The organism is Sphingomonas spermidinifaciens, from assembly GCF_002351485.1.
Lineage (GTDB): Bacteria > Pseudomonadota > Alphaproteobacteria > Sphingomonadales > Sphingomonadaceae > Sphingomonas > Sphingomonas spermidinifaciens.
In genome coordinates this window covers 344439-360672 of sequence record NZ_NWMW01000002.1, presented here as the reverse complement: position 1 = coordinate 360672, position 16234 = coordinate 344439, and the positions used below count along the sequence as shown (strand labels likewise).

The 16234-nt window shown below is 66.0% G+C and carries 16 protein-coding genes; 4 read left to right on the top strand and 12 right to left on the bottom strand.

Going from position 1 to position 16234, the window contains the following annotated elements:
- Window position 1 precedes the first annotated feature (1 nt).
- The 5 genes from COC42_RS11835 to COC42_RS18165 all read right to left on the bottom strand — a co-directional run bounded on the left by COC42_RS11835 (window position 2) and on the right by COC42_RS18165 (window position 4506).
- Window positions 2-625, bottom strand: a complete 624-nt coding sequence (locus COC42_RS11835) for a response regulator transcription factor (protein WP_096343532.1) — start codon at window positions 623-625, stop codon at window positions 2-4.
- Window positions 622-2493 carry a PAS domain S-box protein gene (locus COC42_RS11830; RefSeq protein ID WP_096343531.1) on the bottom strand — a complete coding sequence of 624 codons (1872 nt, stop codon included), beginning with the start codon at window positions 2491-2493 and terminating at the stop codon, window positions 622-624. The genes COC42_RS11835 and COC42_RS11830 overlap by 4 nt, the downstream gene beginning before the upstream one ends.
- A 192-nt stretch (window positions 2494-2685) precedes the next feature.
- Window positions 2686-3129, bottom strand: a complete 444-nt coding sequence (locus tag COC42_RS11825) for a response regulator (RefSeq protein ID WP_245844075.1) — start codon at window positions 3127-3129, stop codon at window positions 2686-2688.
- A 25-nt stretch (window positions 3130-3154) separates the two neighbouring features.
- Complete coding sequence (gene adhP, locus COC42_RS11820; RefSeq protein WP_096343529.1) at window positions 3155-4177, bottom strand: alcohol dehydrogenase AdhP; 1023 nt, start codon at window positions 4175-4177, stop codon at window positions 3155-3157.
- 80 nt (window positions 4178-4257) lie between these two features.
- Window positions 4258-4506 carry a hypothetical protein gene (locus COC42_RS18165; RefSeq protein WP_342747310.1) on the bottom strand — a complete coding sequence of 83 codons (249 nt, stop codon included), beginning with the start codon at window positions 4504-4506 and terminating at the stop codon, window positions 4258-4260.
- Between the two features lie 7 nt (window positions 4507-4513).
- Here COC42_RS18165 and COC42_RS18160 point away from each other — a divergent pair, with 7 nt between their 5' ends.
- The gene (locus COC42_RS18160) at window positions 4514-4753 is read left to right on the top strand and encodes a hypothetical protein (protein ID WP_342747309.1); all 240 of its coding nucleotides are present in this window, start codon (window positions 4514-4516) and stop codon (window positions 4751-4753) included.
- An 81-nt stretch (window positions 4754-4834) separates the two neighbouring features.
- On the opposite strand, the gene COC42_RS11810 is transcribed toward COC42_RS18160, so the two are convergent.
- Window positions 4835-5638, bottom strand: a complete 804-nt coding sequence (locus COC42_RS11810; protein ID WP_096343528.1) for a universal stress protein — start codon at window positions 5636-5638, stop codon at window positions 4835-4837.
- 251 nt (window positions 5639-5889) lie between these two features.
- Window positions 5890-7452 carry a tyrosine-type recombinase/integrase gene (locus COC42_RS11805; RefSeq protein ID WP_141395839.1) on the bottom strand — a complete coding sequence of 521 codons (1563 nt, stop codon included), beginning with the start codon at window positions 7450-7452 and terminating at the stop codon, window positions 5890-5892.
- A 1254-nt stretch (window positions 7453-8706) separates the two neighbouring features.
- Here COC42_RS11805 and COC42_RS11800 point away from each other — a divergent pair.
- The 3 genes from COC42_RS11800 to ruvC all read left to right on the top strand — a co-directional run bounded on the left by COC42_RS11800 (window position 8707) and on the right by ruvC (window position 10440).
- Window positions 8707-8946 carry a DUF2312 domain-containing protein gene (locus COC42_RS11800; RefSeq protein ID WP_096343526.1) on the top strand — a complete coding sequence of 80 codons (240 nt, stop codon included), beginning with the start codon at window positions 8707-8709 and terminating at the stop codon, window positions 8944-8946.
- A gap of 100 nt (window positions 8947-9046) precedes the next feature.
- A complete protein-coding gene (locus COC42_RS11795) occupies window positions 9047-9790 on the top strand; it encodes a YebC/PmpR family DNA-binding transcriptional regulator (RefSeq protein WP_096343525.1) in 744 nt (247 codons plus the stop codon).
- A 164-nt stretch (window positions 9791-9954) separates the two neighbouring features.
- Complete coding sequence (ruvC, locus tag COC42_RS11790; RefSeq protein WP_096343524.1) at window positions 9955-10440, top strand: crossover junction endodeoxyribonuclease RuvC; 486 nt, start codon at window positions 9955-9957, stop codon at window positions 10438-10440.
- 4 nt (window positions 10441-10444) lie between these two features.
- Here ruvC and COC42_RS11785 read toward each other — a convergent pair whose 3' ends face one another.
- The 5 genes from COC42_RS11785 to COC42_RS11765 form a co-directional block, all read right to left on the bottom strand.
- Window positions 10445-11275, bottom strand: a complete 831-nt coding sequence (locus COC42_RS11785; RefSeq protein WP_096343523.1) for a hypothetical protein — start codon at window positions 11273-11275, stop codon at window positions 10445-10447.
- Window positions 11276-11356: 81 nt separating this feature from the next.
- Entirely contained in the window at window positions 11357-11926 is a 570-nt protein-coding gene (locus COC42_RS11780; protein ID WP_245844073.1) for a hypothetical protein, read from the bottom strand.
- A 95-nt stretch (window positions 11927-12021) separates the two neighbouring features.
- The gene (locus tag COC42_RS11775) at window positions 12022-13434 is read right to left on the bottom strand and encodes an efflux transporter outer membrane subunit (protein ID WP_096343522.1); all 1413 of its coding nucleotides are present in this window, start codon (window positions 13432-13434) and stop codon (window positions 12022-12024) included.
- 7 nt (window positions 13435-13441) lie between these two features.
- On the bottom strand, window positions 13442-15001 hold the full coding sequence (locus COC42_RS11770) for an MDR family MFS transporter (protein ID WP_096343521.1): 1560 nt from the start codon (window positions 14999-15001) through the stop codon (window positions 13442-13444).
- Window positions 14998-16161 carry an HlyD family secretion protein gene (locus COC42_RS11765; RefSeq protein WP_425442848.1) on the bottom strand — a complete coding sequence of 388 codons (1164 nt, stop codon included), beginning with the start codon at window positions 16159-16161 and terminating at the stop codon, window positions 14998-15000. The genes COC42_RS11770 and COC42_RS11765 overlap by 4 nt, the downstream gene beginning before the upstream one ends.
- Between the last annotated feature and the right edge of the window lie 73 nt (window positions 16162-16234).

Genomic DNA, 16234 nt, shown 5'->3' with positions numbered 1-16234 from the left:
CTTACGGGCGGTTCTCACCCATTCCGGCAGCGAACGCAACGCGCAGTGCTTCCGACAGGCTGCGCGCGCGCAGCTTCGACATGATGTTGGCGCGGTGCACCTCGACGGTGCGCGGGCTGATGCCGAGATCATAGGCGATCGTCTTGTTCGGGTAGCCCTGCGCCAAGCCTTCGAGCACCTCGCGTTCGCGCGCGCTGAGCGCTCCCAGCAGGACTTCGGCCTCGCCGGCCCGAACCATCACGTCCTTCTCCGATACGATCCGCTCGAGCGCGCGCTCGATCGCATCCTTCAATGCGTCGGTGTCGAACGGCTTTTCGAGGAAATCGACCGCGCCCAGGCGCATCGCCTTGACCGCCGTTCCAACATCCCCGTGGCCGGTGAGCACGATCACAGGCATGGTGATGCCGCGCTCATTGAGCTGCGCCTGCACTTCGAGCCCGTCCATCTCGGGCATGCGCACATCGAGCAGGATGCAGCCGATCTCGGCGTGCCGGACCTCCTTGAGGAAGGCGATGCCCGATTCCCAGGTGCGCACGGCATAGCCGGACGTCTTGAGGAAGAAGCTGGCGCCGCGGCGGACACTCTCCTCGTCGTCGATCACATGCACCAGCGGCCTGTCGCTCATTCCAGCGTCTCCGTATCAGCTCGAACCAAAGTAAAATGGAAGCGGGCGCCCTCGGGCCCTGACTCCAGCCAGATCCGCCCGCCATTCGCCTCGACGATGGTGCGACAGATCGAGAGGCCAAGGCCCATGCCACCGGCCTTCGTGCTGTTGAAAGCGCGGAAGAGATCTTCGGCAATTTCCGGCGCGACGCCGGGGCCTGTGTCCGCGACGGTGACGCGGGCGAGCCCGCCCTCCTCTGGCGAGGTGGAGACCGTAAGGATGCGCTGCTGCGCCTCGGCCATCGCCTCGATGGCATTACGCATCAGGTTGATCAGCACCTGCTGGGTCTGCACCTTGTCGACGAGCACCGAACGCACGGCCGCATCGAACTGGAAGCGCGTCTCGACCCCGCGCTCGCGCGCGCCAATCAGCGCGAGCTTGGCCGCGTCGTCGATGAGAACGCCCAAATCCTCGACCGACTTTTCGACATCGCCGCGCGCGACAAACTCGCGCAGCCGCCGCACGATACTGCCGGCACGCAGCGCTTCGTTGAAGGCTTCGTCGAGCCCCTCCTCAATCATCGCCGCATCGTCCGGATTGCCCTCCTGGATCAGATTGCGCACACCGCGAACGAACGTGACGACCGCCGTGATCGGTTGGTTGAGCTCATGCGCGAGCGTCGAGGCCATCGTCCCCATCGCGCTCACCCGTGCGGCATGGACCAGCCCGGAGCGCAGTTCCTCGATCCGCTCTTCGGCGGCAACCCTGTCGGTCAGGTCGCGGATGAAGCCGGTAAAGACCCGCGCGCCTTCGGTGCTGGCGTCGCCGACCGAAAGCTCCATCGGAAAGGTAGTGCCGTCGCGCTTAAGCCCCGTGACCGTGCGCCCGCGGCCAATCACTCGTTTCTCGCCGGTCGTCAGATAGCGGCTGAGATAGCCGTCATGCTGCTCACGGTCGGGCAACGGCATCAGCATCTTGACATTGCAGCCCACCACCTCCTCCTCGACATAGCCGAAGAGCCGCTCGGCGGCGGCCGAGAAGGACAGCATCTCGCCGGAATCGTTGATGACAACCATCGCGTCGGGAACCGTTGCGAGGATCGAGCGGAACTGCATGGCGCCCGCGCTAAGCTTCCGGTCGGCGGCCCGCTGTTCGGTTACGTCGCGGATCACCTTGCCAAAGCCTCGCAATGCACCCCTGCCGTCATAGAGCGCGCTCAGGGTCACATGGGCGAGAAACTCGGAGCCGTTCTTGCGCAGCCGCCAATCCTCTTCTTCGAGGCGGCCTTCGGCACGGGCGCGCGCAAGATCCGCAGCGGGCTTACCTGCCGCCTGGGCAGGTTCTGGATAGAAAATCGAGGAAGGCTGGCCGACGACCTCGTCTTCAGTCCAACCCTTCAGGCGCTCCGCGCCCTTGTTCCAGAGCGTGACCCGACCCTCGGGGTCGAGCATGTAGATCGCATAGCCTTCGGTGCCGTCGATCAGCAGGTTCAGCTCGTCGGCAAGCTCATCCGCCCGGATCGCGCGGCGCTCGGCCCGATCAGCGTTCTCGACCGAGCGGCGACGAAGACTGGTCACATGCCCGGCCGCCCAGATGATGATCGCAGCGGTTGTTGCAAAGGCGAACAGTTCCACAAGACTGTCACCGCCCGAGGTCCAGTGTGTTGCGAATACGAAGCCCGCCGCGAGCAGGGCCGCAAAGACTGCGGGCCGAGCCCCGCCATAGATGGCAGCGACCAGCACCGCAGCAGTGAACAACAAATAATGCGCGCGCCCGATCAACCAAGGTTCGAGGCCGAGCCGCACAACGGCAGCAACCAGCACCGCGGCAATGGCGACGCCATAGCCGGCTAAACGGCCCCAAAGGTCAACGCCGCGCCCGTTCGGCATGGCAGCTCCATCAATCGCGCACTTTGAGCCGGATCTGGCTTCGTCTTCGAGTCTCATCTCCGGTGCGAGGCGCGGACCTTGCCACGTTTTACCGCAGCCCGATACGAGGGTTAATTCCGGATGCGTTATGAACTTGGCAGGCGGGTCACCGGTCGCGAGTCTCTCCCTCGTCACTGGAGGCTGTTGCCGCGATCAGCCACGTAGCGTTCGCAGCACGTCGTCATCGCGAAACGGCTTGTCCAGCATGGCGTCGAACCCCGCCGCCGGCGCGGCGGCGCGAAGCTCGGGCGACGCAAAGGCAGTGATCAGCACCGCTCTTCCGTTCCACCCGCGCGCGCGCAACGCGGTGATCAGTTCAAGACCGTTGCTGTCGGCGAGTGCATAGTCCGCTATGAGATAGCGCGCATTCTGGCACCCGGTATCGGCCAGCGCATTGCGCGCGAGGGCAAAGGAATGAACATCGAACCCTTGGCCTGAGAGCAGGAGCTGAAGTCCCCGTCGCACGCCATCGTCATCTTCGACAAGAAGCAAGATGGGCCGCGCGGGAGCGAGCGCAGGCAGCGTATCTGTCATACGAGATAAAGCGCCCTTTTCGGTTCGAAAGATCGTTCGGCCGGGACCCTCGGTGTCTGCCACTTTGCGGATCCGGGGCTGCTGGCGTTCAAAAGGTCAGGACCACGCGGCCGTCGATCCTGCCCGCTTCGAGCCGCTGGAACACGCCGTTGATGGTTTCGAGCGGCACAGTCTCGACGCGCGTGCGCACCTTGCCTTCGACGGCGAAGGCGATCGCTTCGGCGAGGTCGGCGCGCGTACCGACGATAGATCCGCGGATGGTGATGCGCTTCAGAACCACGTCGAAGATCGGCGTCAGGAAATCGCCTGACGGCAGGCCGACCAGGCTGACCGTGCCTCGGCGTCGAGCGACATCGATCGCCTGGCGGAAGGCCGGTACCGAGGGCGCGGTCACCAGCACGCCGTGTGCGCCGCCCTCGGTCTCGCGGCGCAGCTTGGCGACGAGCTCCGGATCGTTGGCGCTCATCGCTACGTCAGCGCCGAGCGCGCGGGCGAGCGAGAGCTTGTCGTCAGAGACGTCGATCGCAGCCACATGCAGGCCCATCGCCTTGGCATATTGGACCGCGACATGGCCAAGACCGCCGACGCCCGAGATAACGACCCATTGGCCGGGGCGCGCCTCGGTTTCCTTCAGACCCTTGTAGGTGGTGACGCCCGCGCAGAGGATCGGGGCCATCTGGGCAAAGTCGACTTGATCAGGAAGGCGACCGACATAGGCGGCGTTCGCGATCACATAGTCCGCATAGCCGCCATCGACACCGTAGCCCGTGTTGTGCTGCGCCTCGCAAAGCGTCTCCCAGCCGGTCTCGCAATGCTCGCAGCAGCCGCAGGCGTCGTGGAGCCAGGGCACGCCCACGGCGTCGCTTTCGCGGAAGCCCTTCACCCCCGGGCCGATCGCCGCGACGCGCCCGACGGCTTCGTGACCAGGAACGAACGGCAGGACGGGCTTGATCGGCCAATCGCCATGGGCGGCATGGAGGTCGGTGTGGCACACGCCGCTTGCCTGGACTCGAATCAGGAGTTCGCCCGGGCCAGGCGTCGGCACCGGCCGCTCCTCGATCTCCAGCGGCGCGCCGAAGCTTCGCACCACCGCTGCCCGCATCTTCTCCATCGTCCGTCTCCTACTGCGGCATCCTGCCAAAGGGTGACGATCTGGGTACGAGGGCATGAATGGGGCGGCGATTGGGAGTCTTACGTATCGCTGTCCGGCAATAGCCGCGGCAGCGTCGAGACATGACACACATCGCTCTGATCGACGGCCATCCCGACGCGGATCGCGGCCATTTCATCCACGCGCTTAACGACGCCTATGCGTCCGGTGCCACCAGTGCCGGCCACAGCGTGCGGCGCATCGAGCTGGCAACGCTCGACTTCCCGCTGCTGCGTTCTTCTCAATGGATTTTTGGAGCAGAACGCGCGCCCGGGTTTTGCGCTCGCCAAGGGACGAGTGCCCAAGCCGCTGCTCGGCGGGCGGTCCGCCCGGCTGGTCGTAACGATGAAAATGCCAGCCTTCTTTTATCACTTCTACTATGGCGCGCACAGCGCAAAGAGCTTCGAGCGCAACATCCTCAAGCTCGCGGGGATCAAGCCGGTCCACAGCACGCTGATCGGCAATGTCGAACGCGCGCCCGGCGAGCGGACGGGCTGGCTCGATAAGTTGACCGAACTCGGCGCACACGGCACCTGAGCGCTCGGTCGGGTCATTCACAAAAGAAGACGGGACGCCGATCGTTCGGCGTCCCCACTTGCCATGATTGCGACGCGGTCCTCAATGGGCGAGGAACAGCGGCACCGGACATTCCTGCAGCATCCGCCGTGTGACCCCGCCGAACGTTGCCTCGAAGAAGCGGCTGTGGCCGAAGCCGCCCATCACCAGATAGGCGGCGTTGGCGTCCCGGATCGTGTTTAGAATGATCGTGCTCGGCAGGTCGATCGCGTCGCGCTCACGGCGGATCACTGGCTTGATGCCGTGCCGCGACAGATATTCGGCGGCGTCTTCGGCAGGAGTCTTGATTGAACCGTCATCCGCTTCGAGGATCGTTACGCTGCTTGCCTTGGCGAGCAAAGGCGTGGCTGCCTGTAGCGCTGCCACCGCCTCGCGCGACCCGTCCCAGGCGACCAGCGCCGGGCCGAACGCGTCGAAGCCACGCGCGGTCTCCGGCACTGCCACAATCGGTTTGCCGGACTTGAGCACCAGCTCGCCAACTGCCTGGCGCATATCGGGATAGTCGATGCTATCGAGCTTGCGGTTGAGCACCACCAAGTCGGCGAGGCCGATATTATCGCGTATGGCAGGGCACAGGAAGCCGGTCTCGTCCAACCAGTCATAGGTGACGTCCTCGGCCTTTAGGCGCTCCAATATGCGGCTTTTGTTGGCTTTTTCGCGCTGCTGCTCGTCTGCCATCAGCAACGCCTCTCCGCCAGTCATCGCATAGTCGCCGACGAACGTGGGCGCGATCGACACGTCGATGCAGGTCAGGTGTCCATCGAGCGCGCGGTCGAGGTCAAGCGCAGCTTGGAAGCGCGCTTCCTGGCCGGTGTCGTCGTGCATCAATACGAGTACGTTCTTCATGATCGCCTCCTCAGCTTAGGATCGTGGAGGAGGCTATGGCTCGCCAGACCAGGGCGACATCAGGGATGTTACGGACTCTGAACCGAACAGCCCTTACCATGCCTATGCTGTCGGCGGCGGCCGGATCACGGGGTTCGCAACCACTGGCGATGGCGCTCTCTTCTGTGAGCTTGATCAGTAACGCGTTGCGCCCGCGGATGATACGCTTATGGGCCAGAAGGGTCGTTGGCCCCGGACATCGATCATCGACCCTAGCTGTCTATTTGCCGGATCGGGATCGCCTCGTTGCAAGCGGCACTGGACACATTGAGCCCCTCTTGTGCCTTCTGCCAGGCAGTCAAGGCGTCAGCCGAATAAACGACACGCCTCCCGATCTTGCGGAAGGCCGGGCCGGTGCCCATCCAGCGATAGGTCTGCATCGTGCCGATGGTGAACCCGAGGAGCGCCGCTGCAGCGCGCGTGTCTAGCCACTTCGTGCGGACGACTGCTCCGAGCACGGGGTCCGCTGGCGGGATGGAAGGGTCCGCGTCCTGATCCCAGCAGGCTGCGAAGGGGTTTTGGTTCGTTGCATCGTTCACAGCGAACACATCGAGGCCTTCGCCTAGGCATCGGGAGATCTCGTCCGATATCCGTTCTGCTGCGCTCTTTAGCGGATGATCGGAAAGGTGCGTGTAGCGCTCGGTCGTCTTCGCGCTGCGGTGACCGAGCAGCGCGCCCACAATCAGCATGCTGTCGCCGGTCGCGGCACCGATCGACGCGAAGCTATGCCGCAGATCATGAATGCGCACATCGTCCAGACCGGCGGTCCTGCGGATGCGGACCCAGACTGCCTGCAGGTCAGTGACGTGGGTGCCGTTCTTCCTGCCCGGCAGCAGATAGGGGTTGCCTTCGACCGGCGGCACCATCGCGATGATCCGCATCGGCGGGCCGCCCAGGTGCACCACCTTCGCGCCGGTTTTCGAATCCGGCAGGCGCAAACAACGGTGATATCGGTCGATATAGCTGTGCTTGAGCTTGAGGATCTCGTTCTTGCGGCAGCCGGTTAGCACCAGCAATCGCAGCGCGGCGATCGCATATTGGCTCTCCACCCCAAGCGACGCGGCGGCGGCCAGCGCCTCTCCCAGCCGCGCCAGCTCGGCGGGCGACAGGAACCGCTCCATCTTCTTGCCCGGAAACTTGCGCACGCCGATCGCAGGATTGTCTGGCCGTAGCTTGCGCTCGACCGCAACGCCCAGCATCGCGCTCACGGTCGTCACGCACTGGTTGGCCGCCCCCTTGCCGCCGCGGACGCGCGACAGCCTGCGGTGCCCCTTCTTCAACGTCCGCGCGGTCTTCCCAGCGGCGATGTCGCGCAGCATCTGTTCGATGTCACTTCGTTCGATCTTCGACACCCGTCGCTTTCCGAGGAGCGGCAGGATATGGTTCTCAATATTGTTGCGTGCCTGTCGGACCGAGCTCTCCTTCGCGGTGAACAGCGTTTCGTTCAGATAGATCTCGCTCAAATCGGCGAGCGAGAGTTCTTTGCGCTTTGCGAACTTTTCTTGCTGCGGGTCAATTCCGTCTACGACCTTTCCCAAAAGGCTCTGCGCCTCGCTGCGCGCGCTTTCGGGCGTCCAGGGCGAGCCATGCGGCCCAATCTTGAAGCGCCGCTGGCGCCCCTCGATGCGGTACTGAAGTACATAAACCAGCTTGCCCGCGGGCGAGATTCTCAGCCCGAAACCAAGGACATCGCTGTCCCACAGGAAGCGGTCGGTCCCATCGGCCGAGAGGCCGTCGATGACCCTCTTCGTAATTCTAAGGCGCTCGGTGGACATGCTATAATACTCCAACGCGACCTCATCCTTTCCATAGCGTCCGAAATTTGGAAGCAGATCGGAAGCAAGATGCGGAATATCATGGGTTGGATTGTCGGGTTACGGAGGAAGTGAGTCAATAAAAAACTGCAAAGATCGTAGATTTGGATAGATTAGTGCAAGTAGAAAATAAGATTGGTAAGGCTGAGGTCGTGAGTTCAATCCTCACCGGCAGCACCACACAGTCCGCTGCGACTGGTCTTCAGAGGCAAAGTCGCGAGCGGAGCGCAAGAACGCTCGGCCCTTTGCCTTCTCGCGGCCTATGCTCCGCCGACTGAGGATAGGAACGCTGGTTTCCTCGCACTATTCGATCGTTTGATCGGGCGAACGGCGCACATCATAGACGTAGATTAGAGTGGCCGGCTCGGATGCCAGCAGGCAGCGGCAGACGGCCGGCCCATCCCGCTCGTGCTGGTGCTAGCAGCGCGCCGCCACATCGCCGTACTCGCTGGCAAAACCAATTGCGCGATGCGTGGCCAAGGCTCGCTGCAGTGGAGGATCGCCTGCAAGGTGTCCCAGGTCTCGCGATCAGCGACGGCAGCGTGCTCGTCAGCGCAGCTGGCGCGATAGTGAGTGACCTGGCCGGTAGAGTGCACGTCGCGCGACATTTGCGTCAGCGCACCTGCTCGGTATGGCTCCTCCGGATCTCGCGGTCGCCCGCAGGACGCGGTGCTTTGAGACCTACGCCGCCTAAAATTGAAAAGCGACGTCCCGGGCTGACCGGCTACGTCGCTTGGCGTCGCAACACCCGTTGGTCTCTCGCCCCGGTCGGACGAAAGTCCGGGCGCACGTCATCCTTTGCCGTGCGGAACGCATCTCCCCGAGCACGGAAAGATCGGCGACCTCGTTCAGGAATATTCGGCGTGCTCCGCGGTCACTGACATCGAACACCCGATCCCACGGCCGGGCCGAGCGCTTCGGCCCCCCGTTTTTGATGTTGGTGCCTTGGAGCAGAGCACTTCGGGACGCGGCGAATGTCGTTTTGATCCCAGCCAAGTCAGCGACTTCAGCCTTCGATGAGGTAAGGACTCGGGGTAAGTGCGTTAATCGAGACTGCTCCCTTCGAGGCTTTTCGCCGTCCCGAAACCACTTCCTTCTTCCTCCGCGTAAACCCCTCCCCCGATCGCCACCCAACTTCCACAGCAGCCCGGTTGCGCGGCGCCCGCGATGCGCTATTCGCCGCTCCCTGATTCACCATAAGCCACCAGGGACATCATGACCGACAACATCTCCGCCGAGCAGCTGCGCCTCCTGATCGAGCGGGTCGAGCGGCTCGAGGAAGAGAAGAAGGGCATCAGCGACGACATCAAGGACGTCTATGCCGAAGCCAAGTCGACCGGCTTCGACGTCAAGACGATGAAGACGATCGTCCGCCTGAGGAAGATGGAAAAGCATCATCGCGATGAGGCCGAGATGCTGCTCGAAACCTATAAGCAGGCGCTGGGCCTCGTCTGACCCCCCTCTTGAGCCGATGGGGCGGGAGCGGCTAGAGCGCCTGCCCTATCGGCGCTGCCGCCCGGCCGGCGCCCCCGACGATGGAACCCAAAGGCGCGACATGGCAGGCCATAGCAAGTTCAAGAACATCATGCACCGCAAGGGTGCGCAGGATAAGAAGCGCTCCTCGCTCTTTTCCAAGCTTTCCCGCGAAATTACCGTCGCGGCGAAGATGGGCACGCCCGATCCCGACATGAACCCGCGCCTGCGCGCCGCGGTCAACGCGGCCAAGGCGCAGTCGATGCCGAAGGACAATATCCAGCGCGCGATCGACAAGGCGGCGGGCGGCGACACCGACAATTACGAGGAAATCCGCTACGAGGGGTTCGGCCCCGGCGGTGTCAGCCTCATCATCGAAGCGCTGACCGACAACCGCAACCGCACCGCCACCAATGTGCGGACGGCGGTGTCGAAGAACGGCGGCAATCTGGGCGCGTCGGGATCGGTCAGCCACGGCTTCGACCGGATGGGCCTGATCAGCTATCCGGCGAGCGCCGGCGATGCAGAAAAGGTGTTCGAGGCGGCGCTGGAGGCTGGCGCCGAGGACGTCACCTCGGGCGAGGACGGCCACGAGATCTGGACCGCGCAGGACGCGCTGCACGAGGTTGCGAAGGCGATCACCCCGGTGCTCGGCGAACCCGACGGCGCCAAGCTCGCCTGGCGCCCGCAGACGATGGTCGCGGTCAGCGAGGACGAGGCGGGCCAGCTCTTCAAGCTGATCGACGCGCTTGACGACGACGACGACGTTCAGACCGTATGGGGCAATTATGAGGTCTCAGACGAGGTGATGGAGAAGCTGGGCTGATAGGCGGCGACCCCTCCCCTTTAGATGAGGGGTCGGGGCGGGACGCGATCGGCCGCCCCCGTTCGCGCTGAGCCTGTCGAAGCGCTGCTGTTCGTCTTGATCCCCGAAGCAGGCAGGGCTTCGACAAGCTCGCCCCGAACTGGGTTGCTGGAAGGCTCGACCATATGCTGATTCTCGGCCTCGACCCTGGCCTCGGCACCACCGGTTGGGGACTGATCGAAGCGGCGGGCAACCGGCTCTCGCACCGCGCCAACGGCCGGCTGCGCACCAACACCGCCGCCCCGCTCGCCACCCGGCTTGCCGAGCTCGACGCGCTCCTCACCGCGCTCGTGGCCGAGCATTGCCCCACCGCGGCGGCGTGCGAGGAGGTGTTCGTCAACGCCAACGCCCAATCGACGCTGAAGCTCGCCCAGGCGCGGGGTGTCGTGCTGGCGAACGCGGCGCGCGCGGGGCTGATCGTCGGCGAATATGCGCCGAGCCTCGTTAAGCAGGCGGTGGTCGGCACCGGCCGCGCCGACAAGGCACAGGTCCATGCGATGGTCACCCGGCTGATGCCCGGCACCACGATCTACGGCCCCGACGCCGCCGACGCGCTGGCGGTCGCGATCTGCCACGCGCACCATCTGGCGAGTGCCGGGCGGCAGACCTAGCCGGTTAGTTGGCGAGTATCTTGCGATAGGTCTCCGTTTCACTCGCGACGTCCGGACGCGCGCAGACCGAGCGGGCGAAATCGCTGAGATCCGTCTCGTCCATGCAGATCCGCCCCGCTTCCTCTTGCGGGATCATGTCGAGCGGCTCCGCGCTGGCATCCCGCCGCGCGATCACCGGTGCGAGGCGCTCGAGATAGTCCTGCCACGACGTTTCCGGGACCGATCCGGCAAGCGTCAGGGCTTGCATGCGCATCGCCTCGGCTTCCTCGAAACGGCCAAGTTCGCGCAGCGCATTGGCGGCGCGCGCCTGCAACCAGAGCCGGTCCTTCGCCGCCACGCCCGCCGGCAGTCGCTCGACCTCGCGTACCAATGTCTCGCGATAGCGCGCCGCGCGAACCGCATCACCCTTCTCGCGTTGACCATGTCCGGGTGTCTCGCGCCAGATCGCCGCGTTCAACAGACCCAGCGAAAGGTCGCTTGGCCGCTGCAATCGGGTGGCCAACCAGTAGCCCCGGTAAAACGCATTGTCGGTCGTGAGGAGCGCCGCGTAGTCGGGCGCAGCGATCAGCTTCGCCAGCGTCTCGACCTCTGCCGGTGTGAAGTCATCGAACACGACGAGCTTGTTCGTCGGACATTCGGGAACGGGCAACGGCATGGGCATATAGCTGTACGGCCGCCCATCGGGCCGTTCGCCATAGGTCGAGTAATGCGTCGCCTGATACGGCGCGAAGGTTTCGCCGCCGACCGGGCAGGTCATCGGCGCCGGTCCACCGTGTAGCGGCGGCGGCGGCGGCACTGATCCCTGTATCACGACCGCGAACAGCATCGAGATCATCCGCCTTCCCCTTGGCTTTTCCGTTGTTTGACAGGGGGAAGGTCGGACGGCAACCGCCGTTTGAAACTGCGGCCTCGCCCCTCAATTCTTCGGCAGCGTCGCCGGGTCCACCCCCTGCCCCAGGTTCAGGAGGAACGCCGGCCCCATCTCGATCACCTGCTTGGCCCCCGCCAGCTGGACCGACATGCGCGCCTTGCCTGCGGCATGGGCCTCCTTGGCGACGCCCGAGGCGTAGTAGCGTTTCCAGGTCGGGCCGACCTGCACCGTTTCGGTCGCGACGGCGGTATAGGGCGGCTCCGTCGCGCCGGCGCTGATCGGGATCGGCACCGTCGATCCGGCGGGCACGTCGGGCGCGCGGAGGAACACCATGACGAGGAGCGTGTCGCCCGCCGCGACCGGCTTGACCGCCGGATAGTTGGCACCCGCGTCCCACGGATTGGCCCCCGCCTTGGCCACCTGCACGCGTACGGCATTGCCGCCCGGCACCTCGGCCGCTGGCACTTCCTTTGCCTTCTGGTTGGGGCCGTACACTTCCCAGCCGAGGCCGGGATTGTTGATCGCCTTGTCGAAGATGCTCGGCTGCTGCGGCGCCTGCGCGGCGATCAGGCCGATCGGTGCTGCGGCGAGCAAAAGTGCGAAGATCGCTTTCATGTCATCCCCCCGTCGCTGCCGGCTTGGATGCCGGTCGGTCGACGGAGGAGACTATAGCCGGTCCGGCCCTTTCGAAAAGAGCGCCATGCGAACGGTCAGGCGCGCCAGCCGAGTCCCAGCGCCTTTTGCAGCGCGACATAGTCGGCGGTCATTGCCGCCGTCGCCTGTACCAGCGACTGCTCGGCGGCGGTGCGCTGGCGCTCGGCATCGAGCGTGTCGATCAGCGTCGCGACGCCGGCCGAGTAGCGCTGCTGCATCAGCGCGGCGGCGCGGTCGGCGGTCGCCTTCGACCGGGCGGCCGCCGCCACCGTCGCGCGGCGCGCAGCATAGCGGGAGAGCGCATCCTCGGCATCGCGTAGCGCCGTCAGCACCGCCGCCCGATACTGCGCCGCCGCTTCGTCACGCTGCCCCTCGGCCTGCCCCAGCCGCGCGGCGTTGCGGCCGAAGTCAAGCGCGTTCCACTGAAGCCGCGGCGCGGCGATGCCGACCAGGTTGCCGAGGTCGAACAGGTCGCCCGGATCGGTCCCGCCGATGCCGATCAGCCCGAGAAAGCTGATCCGCGGCATCGCGGCCGCCTTGGTGAGGCCAATCTGCGCCGTCCGCTGCGCGAGCACGCGCTCGGCAGCGCGCACGTCGGGGCGGCGCTCGAGCAGCTGGGCGGGGTCGCCGACATCGACGCGCGCGGGCGGGAGTGGCACCGGGCGGGGCGCGGACAGCTCGGCATCGAGCGTGCCCGGCGCCTCGCCCACCAGCACCGCGAGCGCGTTGAGATAGGCGTCACGCTCGGCATCGATCGGCACGATTGCGGCATCGCTCTCGACGACGAGGCCACGGATGCGCTCGACGTCGAGCTGGCTCGCGGTGCCCGCGCGGAAGCGCTGCTCGGTTAAGCCAAGGATACGGCGGCGCGTCTCCGCCGTCGCGCGGCCGAGTTCCAGCCGCCGCTGGCGGTCCCGCAGGTTGACATAGGCACTGGCGACCTCGGCGGTCAGGCTGACCTGCGCGTCGGCGACCTGCGCTTCGGCCGCGCCGACACCCGCGCGCGCCGCTTCGACCCGGCGCTTCTGGCCACCGAACAGGTCGATCTCCCAGCTCGCATCGAAACCGACATTGTAGAAGTCGATACCGGTGGTGCCGCCGTCCGCCTCGCCCCCTGTCAGGCCGCCATTTGGCAGTTCGGCGCGCAGATAGGTGCCCTGCACGTTGGCATTGGGCAGGCCGTTCGCACGGTCGAGGCGCAGCGCCGAGCGGGCCTGACGCAACCGCGCCTCGGCCACGGCGATGCTCGGATTGTCCTTGAGCGCGCGCTCGACGAGGCTGTCGAGCTCGGCGTCGTTCAGCCCCCGCCACCAGTCGGCGACGGCGGGCGCCGCGACCGAGCTGTCGCCGGCGCGCACGAAGGCGGCGGGCGCGGCGACCGCGCCGGCGCTTTTCGGCCCCTCGTAATTCGGGCCGACGGTGCAGGCCGCGAGCGCGGCGAGCGGGAGGAGCGGGATCAGATTACGCATGACTGCCTCAATGCATCGCGGCCATCGGCCCCTTGGGCAGCGGTCGCAGGAACAGAACGAGCGGCGCGGCGACGGCGATCAGCACCGCGAGGACGACGAAGATGTCGTTGTAGGTCATGACCAGCGCCTCGCGCTGGATCGTGCCGCCGAGCGTCCTCAGCGCCGCCTCGGTATTGCCAAGCGCTTGCGTCAGCCCGCCGAGATAACCCTGCACCGCCTCCGAATTGGCGGGCAGCGTCTCCTCGATCCGGCGCGAATGGAAGTAGAAGCGCTGGTCCTGCACCGTGGCGATGCCGGCAAGCGCCAGGCTGCCGCCCAGGTTGCGGACGGCGTTGAAGAGCCCCGCGGCATCCCCCGCATCCTCGCGCGGGACCGAGGCGATCGCCGCCTGGTTGAGGAACAGGAAGCCGAAGATCGTGCCGACGCCGCGCAAGAGCTGCGATTCGACGAAGTCGGCGCCCACCGCCTCGCTCGTCAGCGTCGTGTCGATCCAGCAGCTATAGGCCATGACGAGGAAGCCGAAGCCGACGGCGATGCGGATGTCGATCTTGCGGATCAGGATCGGCGTGAACGGCATCAGCAGGATGCTGGGGATGCCCGACAGGAGCACGATCTGCCCCGCCTGCAGCGCGTTATAGTCGGCGATCGCGGCGAGGAATTGCGGAATGACATAGGCGGTGCCGTAGAGCATCATGCCCAGCACCACGCCCATCAGCGCGACCGCGCCGAACTGGCGGTCGAGCAGCAGCTTCAGCTTGATGACCGGCCGCTTGGCGACGAACTGGCCGACGAAAAGACTGGCGAAGCCGAGCACCGAAAGGATCGTGAGCTCGATAATCTCTCGGCTTTCGAACCATTGCTCGCGCTGCCCCTCCTCAAGGACGACGGTGAGGCCGCCGAGGCCGAGCGCCAGGCCGATAATGCCGAACCAGTCGGCATTGGCCAGCTCCTCCAGATGCGCCTTCTGGTGCGGCAGGCCGACGAGCAGCAGCGTGACGAGGATCACGCCGACCGGCAGGTTGAGGAAGAAGGCGTAATGCCAGCTCACATTCTCAGTCAGCCAGCCGCCGATCAGGGGCCCAAGCAATGGGCCGAGGATGACGACGACGCCGAACAGCGCGTTGCCGACCGGCTGCTGGTGACGCGGCAGGCGCGTCGCGATGATCGTCATCGCGGTCGGGATCAGCGCACCGCCGGTGATCCCCTGCCCGGCGCGACCGATGATCATCGTCGTGAGGTCGGTTGCGATGCCGCACAGCATAGAGAAGATCGTGAACAGGCTCGCCGCGACGAGCAGGAAGGTGCGCAGGCCGAAGACGCGCGACAGCCAGGCGGCGAGCGGGATGATGACGATCTCGGCGACCAGATAGCTGGTCGCGATCCACGTGCCCTCGGTCCCGCTTGCGCCGATCTCGCCCTGAATGGTCGGCAGCGCGGAATTGACGATCGAGATGTCGAGCGTCGCCATCATCGCGCCCAGGCTACCCGCCGCGACCGCCAGCCATGCGGTCGCGTCGGCATTCGCCTCACGCTGCTCGGCGGGCGCGGCCACGGCGGCGGCGCTCACTTGCGGCCGATCCGCTCGTTATGCGCTTCCTGCTCCTTGGCGATGCGGTCGGCGGCGTCGCGGGCGGAGCGGGTGTCGACGCTCACCTCGACCGACATGCCGGGGACGAGCAGCGCGCGCGTCGCGGGGCCGGGGTTGAGCGCAATGCGAACCGGAATGCGCTGGACGATCTTGGTGAAGTTGCCGGTCGCGTTCTGCGGCGGCAGGACCGAGAATTGCGCGCCGGTGCCGGGCGCGATGCTGGCGACGCGGCCGGGAATCTCGACGCCCGGCAGCGCGTCGACCTCGATCTTGACCGGCTGGCCGACGCGCATCAGGCCGAGCTGCGTCTCCTTGAAATTGGCCTCGATATAGAGGTCGGTGGTCGGCACGACTGACATCAGGCGCGTGCCGCCCTGCACGAACTGGCCGACGCGAACGGTCTTGTCGCCGATCCGACCGGCGATCGACGCGCGGATCAGCGTCGCGCCGACATTTGTCTGGGCAGCGGCGAGCTGCGCGCGCGCACCCTCGCCCTGCGCCAGCGCCTGGGCAACCTGCGCGCGGAGCGTGCCGACGCGGCGCTCGGCTGCGGCGAGCGCGGCGCGGGCGGCGACGACGCGGGCGCTGGCCTGCTGTGCCTGGTTGCGAAGGGTCGACACCCGCTCGCGCGTCTCGGCGCCCGTCTCGGCGAGCGGGGCATAGCGCGCGACTTCACTCCGCGCGAAGGCGGCGTCGGTCTCGGCGGCGGCAAGGTCGGCGCGGGCGCGCGTGATCGCCGCCTGCTGCTCGGCGATCTGCGCCTCGACGCCGCGCGCATTGGCCTGCGCCACGGCGATCTGCGCCTCGCTCTGCCGTGCCTGCGCGTCATAGTCGCGCGCGTCGATGCGGACGAGCGGATCGCCCGCCTTCACGCTCTGATTCTCGGCGACCATGACCTCTTCGACATAGCCCGAGATCTTCGGCGCGACCGTCACCGAATCGGCCTGGACATAGGCGTCGGTCGTCGATTGCTGGAACTTGCCGTAGCTCTGATAGCGCATGAACCAGACGAGCCCGCCGACGATCACGGCGGCCAGGAGCAGCAGGATGATGAGCCGCGCGCGCCGCTTCCTGGCAGGGCTGGCCGGGGCGGAACCGGCGTCGTCGGGGGTGGTTGCTTCGGCAGCGATATCGGCCACGGCAGATGCCTTCGAAAAATGGGAGTCGAGTCGTCGGCGCCTCATGTGCTCGCACTTGCAGCATTGCGCAAGA